Source organism: Mesorhizobium sp. M7A.F.Ca.ET.027.02.1.1 (assembly GCF_004022985.1).
Lineage (GTDB): Bacteria > Pseudomonadota > Alphaproteobacteria > Rhizobiales > Rhizobiaceae > Mesorhizobium.
The window spans coordinates 1-8,244 of the sequence record NZ_RZOL01000269.1 but is presented as its reverse complement, the minus strand read 5'-3'; the positions used below and the strand labels follow the sequence as shown (position 1 = coordinate 8,244).

General features: G+C 62.9%; 7 protein-coding genes. 3 read left to right on the top strand and 4 right to left on the bottom strand.

Going from position 1 to position 8,244, the window contains the following annotated elements; genetic code table 11:
• The 3 genes from EN749_RS24620 to EN749_RS24610 all read right to left on the bottom strand — a co-directional run.
• A partial coding sequence (locus EN749_RS24620; RefSeq protein ID WP_128364146.1) for an aminotransferase class III-fold pyridoxal phosphate-dependent enzyme occupies positions 1 to 394 on the bottom strand: 394 nt, incomplete at its 3' end.
• A 119-nt stretch (positions 395 to 513) separates the two neighbouring features.
• Positions 514 to 2,076, bottom strand: a complete 1,563-nt coding sequence (locus EN749_RS24615) for an ABC transporter substrate-binding protein (RefSeq protein WP_164761653.1) — start codon at positions 2,074 to 2,076, stop codon at positions 514 to 516.
• Between the two features lie 84 nt (positions 2,077 to 2,160).
• Complete coding sequence (locus EN749_RS24610) at positions 2,161 to 4,335, bottom strand: alpha-ketoacid dehydrogenase subunit alpha/beta (protein ID WP_128364145.1); 2,175 nt, start codon at positions 4,333 to 4,335, stop codon at positions 2,161 to 2,163.
• A gap of 279 nt (positions 4,336 to 4,614) precedes the next feature.
• Here EN749_RS24610 and EN749_RS24605 point away from each other — a divergent pair, with 279 nt between their 5' ends.
• Positions 4,615 to 4,932: a type II toxin-antitoxin system ParD family antitoxin gene (locus EN749_RS24605; protein ID WP_128364144.1), complete on the top strand. Its 318-nt coding sequence runs from the start codon at positions 4,615 to 4,617 to the stop codon at positions 4,930 to 4,932.
• Entirely contained in the window at positions 4,917 to 5,186 is a 270-nt protein-coding gene (locus EN749_RS24600; protein WP_348629374.1) for a type II toxin-antitoxin system RelE/ParE family toxin, read from the top strand. The genes EN749_RS24605 and EN749_RS24600 overlap by 16 nt, the downstream gene beginning before the upstream one ends.
• 52 nt (positions 5,187 to 5,238) lie before the next feature.
• On the opposite strand, the gene EN749_RS24595 is transcribed toward EN749_RS24600, so the two are convergent.
• Positions 5,239 to 6,018 carry a LuxR C-terminal-related transcriptional regulator gene (locus EN749_RS24595; protein WP_127397718.1) on the bottom strand — a complete coding sequence of 260 codons (780 nt, stop codon included), beginning with the start codon at positions 6,016 to 6,018 and terminating at the stop codon, positions 5,239 to 5,241.
• A gap of 184 nt (positions 6,019 to 6,202) precedes the next feature.
• Between EN749_RS24595 and EN749_RS24590 the strand changes: the two genes are divergently transcribed.
• Positions 6,203 to 8,244: hydantoinase/oxoprolinase family protein (locus EN749_RS24590; RefSeq protein ID WP_245491493.1), on the top strand; the 2,042-nt coding region annotated here is incomplete at its 3' end.

Genomic DNA, 8,244 nt, shown 5'->3' with positions numbered 1-8,244 from the left:
GTGCGATCGTCACGCAGGCCGTGGTGGCGTCGGTGCCGTTCTTCTGCAGCATCGCCCAGTCGGCATGCGCGACGGTCTTGACCAGCAGTTCGGCCAGCTCGACCAACACCTCGCCAGGGCCGTTCATCGCATCGCCCAGACGACGCTGCCGCTCGGCCGCTGCCTCGACCGCCTGATGATGGTGGCCGAGGATATTGGGCCCCCAACTGCACATCAGGTCGATGTATTCGCGGCCATCGACGTCCCAGACCCGGCAGCCGTCGGCGCGCTCGAAGAACTGCGGATAGGCGGAGCCGAGATAGCGCGTCGCCATGTGTCCCCACATGCCGCCCGGAATGACCGAGGCCGCGCGCTCGCGCAGCAACTGGTCCTTGGAGTTGATCAGGGAAGGCATAGCGAGTTCTCCGCGTGTTGATATATCATATATTGATCTTAATGCTGGAAGAACAGGATTTGCTGACCGTCCAGGATGAGGAAGCGGGAGGCGGCTGGCCGCCTCCCGCATCTTTTCGCTCAGTGGCTGAGTTCCGCCAGCGGGAGGTTGCAGCAGGCGCTGTAACGCACGCCCTTGACGTCCGACTTGTAGGCCAGGATCAGGTTCGGGCTGATCAGCGGCAGGATGATCCTGTCCTTGATCATCTCCTCGCCGGCCTGGTGCCACAGCTTGGCGGCCTCGTCGCCGCTCGCCGCAAGGGCTGCCTTGTAGATATCCGCTTCCTTCGGATTGAGCACCGACGGATCGCGCTCCGCGCCGGCGCGGCGCGCCCACGGGCTGCCCTTGGTCATGGCGAAATAATCGACGTATTGCGACGTGCCGTAATAGTCCGGCGCGTAGAACACCGCCGTCATCGGGATGCCGTCGCCATTGACGCGTTCGCGCCAGTTGGCGAAGGGGATCGGCTGCAGGTCGAGCTTGATGTTGATCTTGGCCAAATCCTGCTGAACCTTCTGCATCAACAGCGACAGATCGACGCCATAGACGTTCATGCCGGGAAACGCCGCTTCCATCTCGAAGCCGTCGGCATGGCCGGCCTTGGCCAGAAGTTCCTTTGCCTTGGCGACGTCATAGGGTTGCGCCTCGAAGCCCGAACCGCCGGGGAAGCCGAGCGGGATCGGTGCGCTGATCAACTGGCCCTCGGAGCCGATGGTGAAGTCGAGGATGCTCGGACGGTCGAGACCGAGCGAAATGGCCTCGCGCACTTCGGGCGTCAGCGGAACCTTGTTGGCCTTGGCGCCGGGCGACAGCGCCACATAGATGAAATTGTAGGACGGCACGGTCTCGATTTTCACGTCGCTGCCGGTCATCGTCTTGGCCGTGTCCGGGTCGATCTGCATGGCGATGTCGGCGGTGCCGCTCTGCAGCATCTGTGCCTGGGCCACCGCATCCTTGGTCTGGCGGATGACGACTTCGCTCAGCGCCGGCGCCGTGCGCCAGTATTTGTCGTTGCGTGCCAGCCGCAGTTCCGAATTGGGCTCATAGGATTTCAGCACGAACGGTGCGCTGCCGGCCGAATGCGCCAGAAACCAGGCCTCGGCATTGTCTGTCGTCGAAGCGTCCGCATCGGCCTTGGCGCCGGCTTCGGAAGCAACCTTGCTGTTGACGACCGCTGCGTAGGGCGCCGCCGCGATGTTGAGGAATTCGGAGCTCGGCGCGACCATCTTGACGACCACCGTATGCGCGTCCGGGGTCTCGATCGAGGCGACATTGTCCATCAGGAACGAGGCGCTGCCCTTGAGGTTCTTCAGCCTCTCCCAGGACCATTTCACGTCCTTGGCTTCGACCGGCGAACCGTCCGAGAATTTGGCGGCCGGGTCGAGCGTGAAGGTGAAGCTGCTCTGGTCGGCATTGCCTTCCCATTTGGAAGCGAGCAACGGGATCAGCTTGTTGTCCTTGTCCAGCGTCAGCAGCGATTCATAGACGCTGGAATTGTAGATCTGGCAGGTGTCGCAGAAGGCGCGGTGCGGATCGAGCGAGTTGAGGTCGATGTTGCGCGCAATGACCAGCGGCTTGCTGTCCTGCGCGAACGTGGCCGGCGCCCAGAAGGCGCTGGTGGCCAGCAGCACGGCTGCCAGCATCGTCGCCCTGGTCTTGTTTCTCTGTAGGATGCTCATGTCAGTTCTCCCATTTTCTTGTCGGATCTTTGTGGCAATGCGTTCGCTCTATCCACCCACGGCAGTGAGGGATTGAAGCGCGGCCTTGAGCTTTTCAGCGCCGCCCAGTGCGGCGCGGTTGAGCGGGGCCGATACGACGGGAGCCGAGAGGCTTCCCGTCACATGCAGGATCTCGTGATCGAGATAATCGAACACGCGATCCTGAATCTCCTGTGTCAGTCGTCCGCCAAGCGATAGCCCACGCTGCACCTGTTCGATGACGGCTACCCGGTTGGTCTTGCGGATCGAGGCCTCCACCAGCGGCCAGTCGAGCCCGGTCGGGTCGAGGCTGCGCAGGTCGATGATCTCGGCATCGACGCCGGTCTCCTCGACCACCTGGCTGGCGACGGCAACCATGCTGGCGCTGGTGAGCAGTGTACAGGCGCTGCCCGGCCTGACGATCTTCGCCTTGCCGAGCCGCACGCAATAGTCGCGGTCGTCCGCAGGCACAGGGCCTTCGCTCGGGAACAGCTCGACATGCTCGATGACGACGACCGGATCGTCGCATTTCAGCGCTGAATTCATCAGGCCGATATAGTCGAAGGGCGTCGTCGGCGCGACGATGCGCCAGCCGGGAAACAGGGCGAACAGGCCGGACGGATCGCCCGAATGCTGCGAGCCGTAGCCGGTGTGCGGCGAGACGCGCACCCTGACCACGATTGGCACCGGAAAGCCGCCGCCGAACATGTGGCGCACCTTGCTGACCGCGTTGAACAGCTGGTCGGCGGCAACCAGGCAGAAGTCGCCGAACATGATCTCGACCATCGGCCGCAAGCCGCAAAGCGCTGCACCCAGCGCCACCCCGACAAAACCATTCTCGGCGATGGGCATCGCCAGCACACGCTCCGGCCAGCGCTCCAGCGCGCCCTTTGTGGCGCCCGAAACGCCGCCGCGCAGCCGGTGCACATCCTCGCCCATGATGATGATGCGCGCGTCCTGCTCCATGGCGCGCGCAATCACCTCGGACGCGGCAACCATGAACTTGACCGGCCTGGTGTCGGCCGGCGGCACGTCCTCGATCTTGAGGAAGCGCTCGCCCTTCAGTTCGGAAAGATCGCCGCGGATCTGGTTGTCGACGTCGCTTGGGTCCGGCCACAGATGATCAGGAATGCGCAGCGCGTTGCCGCTCATCTCGGTCAGGGAATCGGCAGCGGTGTTGACCACCTCCATGACGCGCTGGTCGAGTGTACCGAGGTCCGAAGCGTTCAGGATGCCCATCGTCTTCAGGCGAGCCGCCATCGTCGCAAGCGGGTCGCGCGCTTTCCAGACGTCTTCCTCGGCGCGCGTGCGGTAGCCGAATTCGCTGCCCGGGCGGGCGCCGCTCTGGTGTAGAAACCGATAGCAGAGCGCCTCGACCAGCACCGGGCCGCCGTCTTCCTCAATCGTCCGGCGCGCCTCGCGCATGGCATGGTGGACTGCCACCACATCCATGCCGTCGCATTCGATGCCGCGAAAGCCGAGCATAGGTCCGCGCGAGGCCAGCCGCGTCTCTCGCGTCTGCTCATTGATGTGCGTGGAGACGGCATAGAGATTGTTTTCGGCGAAAAAGATCACCGGCAGCCGGTAGAGCGCGGCGATGTTCATCGCCTCATAGGCCGGCCCTGCCATCATCGTGCCGTCGCCGAAGAAGGCGACCGAGATGTTGCCGGTGCCGAGCAGTTTGTCGGCGAGCGCATAGCCCGCCGCGTGCGGCAGGTTGCCGCCGATAATGGCGCTGGTGCCTGGGATGCCGGAGGCATCGTCGCGCATATGCATCGAGCCGCCACGGCCGCCGCAATAGCCTGACTTGAGGCCCATGATCTCGGCCATCAGGCCGCGAACCGATCCCTGCATGCCTGGGTTGAAAGCATCATGCAGCGGGTCGAATCCGCCGGGCGTCTGCGCGTTGACAAGCTTGGCCAGCACCTGGTGATGGGCACGGTGGGTGCCGTTGATGCGGTCGCCGGTGCCGAGCACGGACATGGCGCCGACCGCCGTGGCCTCTTGTCCGATGCTGGCGTGGGCCGGACCATGCACCAGCCCGGCATTGGCCAGATCGAGCACCTTTTCCTCGAAACGGCGGATGAGCAGCATCTGGTGATACCAGCGCACCAGGCTCGACACCTCGGCGTCGGTCCAGTCCGAATCATCGACATCTAGCCGCAACCAGGGCGCCGATGGCTGGATCGATGTCTGCTGGACCATGTCAGCTATTTCCGCTCTGGTAGATGATATATCAAATATTTTCTCAGTCGATTGGGCCGTTCATTTTTCCTGGGGGCACGACGCTGGCAAGAAGGTTGCAGGCAAATGGAATTAAATTTCATTTTTGCGAGAAGGCAAAGACTAAGCCGGGACGGCGCGGTTCCGCAAGAGGAATTTTGAGACTGCTAGCAGCGCCGATGTCGGTTTCTTGGGCCGACAGGTTTTCTCACGTATTGGATATTGGTATGATATAATCACACCGACATTATAGGAGAAATCATGGCTGCCACCGAAAAGCGCACCTTCAGCCTACCAACAGAGCAGGCTGCTTTCATCGACCGTCTCGTTGAATCAGGAACCTACGCGACCAGCAGTGAAGTGATCCGCGCCGGCCTTCGCGCCCTGCAAGAGCGCGACGCGGCCGTAGAGCGCTGGCTCCGCGAGGAGGTTGTGCCGACCTATGACAGGTGGAAGGCGGATCCTTCCCGAGTTATCCCAGCCAACCAGGCTTTTGACGACATCCGCGCTCACCACGCCGCCCGCTTTAAGAGGGATGTGCGAAGCGCCGGCATATTGTTCTGTTGCCGGAAGCCTTAGCGGACTTAAGATGGATATACGACACCATCGAGATCGCCGCCGGCAACGTCACGGCCATACGCTATATCGAGCGTATCGAAGCCTACTGCCAGGGTCTCGACTACGCCTCGGAGCGCGGAACACGCCGTGACGATCTGCGGCCAGGGCCTTCGGGTTGTCGGTTTCGAGCGCCGTGTAACGGTGACCTTTACAGTGGAATCCGACCAAGTGGTGATCTTCCGTGTGTTCTATGGCGGCGCCAATTGGGAGGATGAGCTCTAACCTGCAACGGGAAAAGCGTAACCCGCTTAGCTGTCCGAACCCGGGCTATCGGTCGACCCGATGCTGGAAGAACTGCAAAAACAATTCCCGCTCCGTGGTGATGTCGAGCTTCTCGTAGATGCGCCGGCGATGGTTCTTGACCGTGCCGACGGTGATGCCGAGGCGTTCGGCGATGTTGGCCGTCGGGTGACCGGCGAGGATCAGTTGGACCAATTCCCGCTCGCGTAGTGACAGCTCCGGCCACAGGCTGGCTGGAATGGTCGGTTCCCGCCGGGGCGAGGCGCCGGGGCCTGTCGGCGCTGACGTGCGGGAGAATTCCGTTCCGCGCGCCTTGATGTCGAGCGCATGCAGCGCCTCGAACACCGGCAGCCGTTCATCCAGCAGGGCGATCTCGCTGTCCTTGAATGGCGTGGTCGAGCGGTCGAGGAAGATGCCGAGGCACCAGTCGCCGCCGTCCGCCAGCATGATGCCGACCTCGTCGCAGATCTCCGACTGCGCCAGGAAGCCGGCTATGTACTGGCCGCGCTTGGCCTCATCGTTGGCAAGCCGTTTCAGCGGCATGATGCCCAGCCTTCGCTCGCGTCGCCACGACGCATAGAACGGGTCGAAGACATAGTAATTGTCGAGATAGCGCCGGACCATTTCGTCCGAGAAGCGTCGGTGTTTGATGAATTCGGGTGTCTGCGTCGTCGAATAGCGCGTCACCGTGACGAGGTCGTGCTCGATATCCGCGCCGATCAGGTCGATCAGGCAGTCGACATGCCTGTCCGTGCCGGTGGCGGCGATCGCTTTGGCGAGCGGCGCCCAGATGGTCCCCATGCGCATGCCCTTTTTTCGGCGATGTCAGCTCAGCCGTCATTATGTCTTTAGGCATATGGCGCGAAGCCGCCCATCGAATCTAGCCTTGCGTCAACCTAGACCAGATCCCGAGGCGACCGTGACCCAACCCAATCTCACCGGCCCCATCGTCGGCAATCCAATCGTCATCGGTATCGACGCCGGCGGCACCATGACCGACACGATCCTTGTCGATCAGGACGGCCACTTCAAGATCGGCAAGTCGGCGACCACGCCGAAGAACGAAGCCGAAGGTTTTCTCGCGTCTGCCGAGGACGCGGCGGATGCCTGGGGCATCTCGCTGGAATCATTGTTTTCCGGCGTCAACGTCGTGCTCTATTCCGGCACCGGCATGCTCAACACACTGTTGTCGCGCACCGGCCGCCGGCTCGGCCTGATCACCACCAAGGGCCTCGAGGACATGATCCTGATGGGCCGGGGGCTGCAGGCCTGGGCCGACTATTCCTATGCCGACCGGCTGCATGCCGTCACCCATCACCATCCAGATCCGCTGGTGCCGCGCCGCCGCACGCATGGCGTCACCGAGCGCATCGACCAGTTCGGCGACATCGTGTTGCCGCTCTACGAACACGAAGTCTCCGCCGCGGCGAAAAAATTGATCGCCGACAAGGTCGAGGCGATCTGCATCATGACCATCTTCTCACATGTCAATCCGGTGCACGAGAAGCGCATCGCAGAGATCTGCCGCGCGGAGGTCGACAAGGCCGGTGCCGACATCATCGTCTACACCAGCCACGAGGTTCGTCCGGTCATCCGCGAGCAGTCGCGGCTGAACTCGGTGCTGATCGAGGCCTACGCCACGTCGCGCGGCCGCAAGCAGCTCAAGGGCATTGAGGATGTCTCGAAGAAATACGGCTTCAAATATGGCGTGCAGACATTGCTCTCCTTCGGCGGCCTGACCTCGATCAACCACCCGCGCCTGCATGAAACCATGATCTCCGGCCCGATCGGCGGCATTCTGGGCGCTGCCTATGTCGGCAAGCTGATCGGGAACGACTCGCTGATCTGCTCGGACATGGGCGGCACCTCTTTCGACATGGGCGTCATCACACGCGGCCAGACGCGGATCGAGAACGAGCCGCTGATGGACCGTTTCAAGCTCAACGTGCCGACGCTGCATCTCGACACGATCGGCGCCGGCGCCGGCATGATCCTCAAGGTCGATCCCCTGACCAAGAAGGTCTCGCTTGGGCCGGAAAGCGCCGGCTCGGATCCCGGTCCGATCTGCTTCGATCGCGGTGGCACCGAGCCGACCATCGCCGATTGCGACGCCATCCTCGGCCGCCTCAACCCACACTATTTCCTGGGCGGCAAGGTCGTGCTGCAGGTCGAAAAGGCGCGCCGCGCCTTCGAGGAAAAGTGCTCCAGCGTGCTCGGCGTTGGTGTCGAGGAAGCCGCGGAAGGCATGATCGACATGCTGGAGTCCGATGCCAACAACGCGCTGCGCCGGGTCATTTCCGGGCAAGGCATCCATCCCTCCGAATTCACGCTGCTGTCCTATGGCGGCTCGGGACCTTTGCATCTGGCCGGCTGCTCCAGGGGCATCGGCTTCAAGGACATCATCACCTTCCAGTTCGCGGCCGCCTTCTCCGCCTTCGGTTGCACCACGGCCGATTTCATGCGGCGTCATTCCGTCTCCACCCAGCACGACATCCCGTCACGCGCCGACGGGGCTACGCTGGCCGCCTTCGGCGCCAAGGTCACCACGGTCTGGAACGACCTGACCAAGGCAGCGGTCGACGAGATGATCGCCGACGGCCATACCAGGGAGAAGATCAGGACCGTGCCGTTCCTGATGATGCGCTACACCGGCCAGCTCGAGGACGTCGAAGTCATGGCGCCGCTGGCCGAGGTCGGTTCGGCCGACGACATGCGCGGGGTTATCGACGAGTTCGAGGCGGTCTATGCCAAGGTCAACCATCGCGTGTCGCGCTATGGCGAAGCCGGCTTCACCATCACCGAACTCGGGCTGATCGCCACCGCAGACAAGGTCAAGCCGGTGCTGCTCAAGCGGCCGCTCGGCAAGTCTGATCCGGCAGTCGCCCACAAGGGCGTGCGCGAGGCCTATATCGGCGGGCGCTGGCACAAGGCCAATCTCTACGAGATGGATCTGCTTCAGCCCGGCCATGAAGTCATCGGCCCGGCCATCATCGAACATCCCGCCACCACGCTCGTCGTTCATCCGCAGGACCG

Bases quoted from the DNA above. Each gene is read 5' to 3' on its own strand.
- EN749_RS24615 (WP_164761653.1), bottom strand. From the start codon at position 2,076: ATGCTGGCAGCCGTGCTGCTGGCCACCAGCGCCTTCTGGGCGCCGGCC.
- EN749_RS24610 (WP_128364145.1), bottom strand. From the start codon at position 4,335: ATGGTCCAGCAGACATCGATCCAGCCATCGGCGCCCTGGTTGCGGCTA.
- EN749_RS24605 (WP_128364144.1), top strand. From the start codon at position 4,615: ATGGCTGCCACCGAAAAGCGCACCTTCAGCCTACCAACAGAGCAGGCT.
- EN749_RS24595 (WP_127397718.1), bottom strand. From the start codon at position 6,018: ATGCGCATGGGGACCATCTGGGCGCCGCTCGCCAAAGCGATCGCCGCC.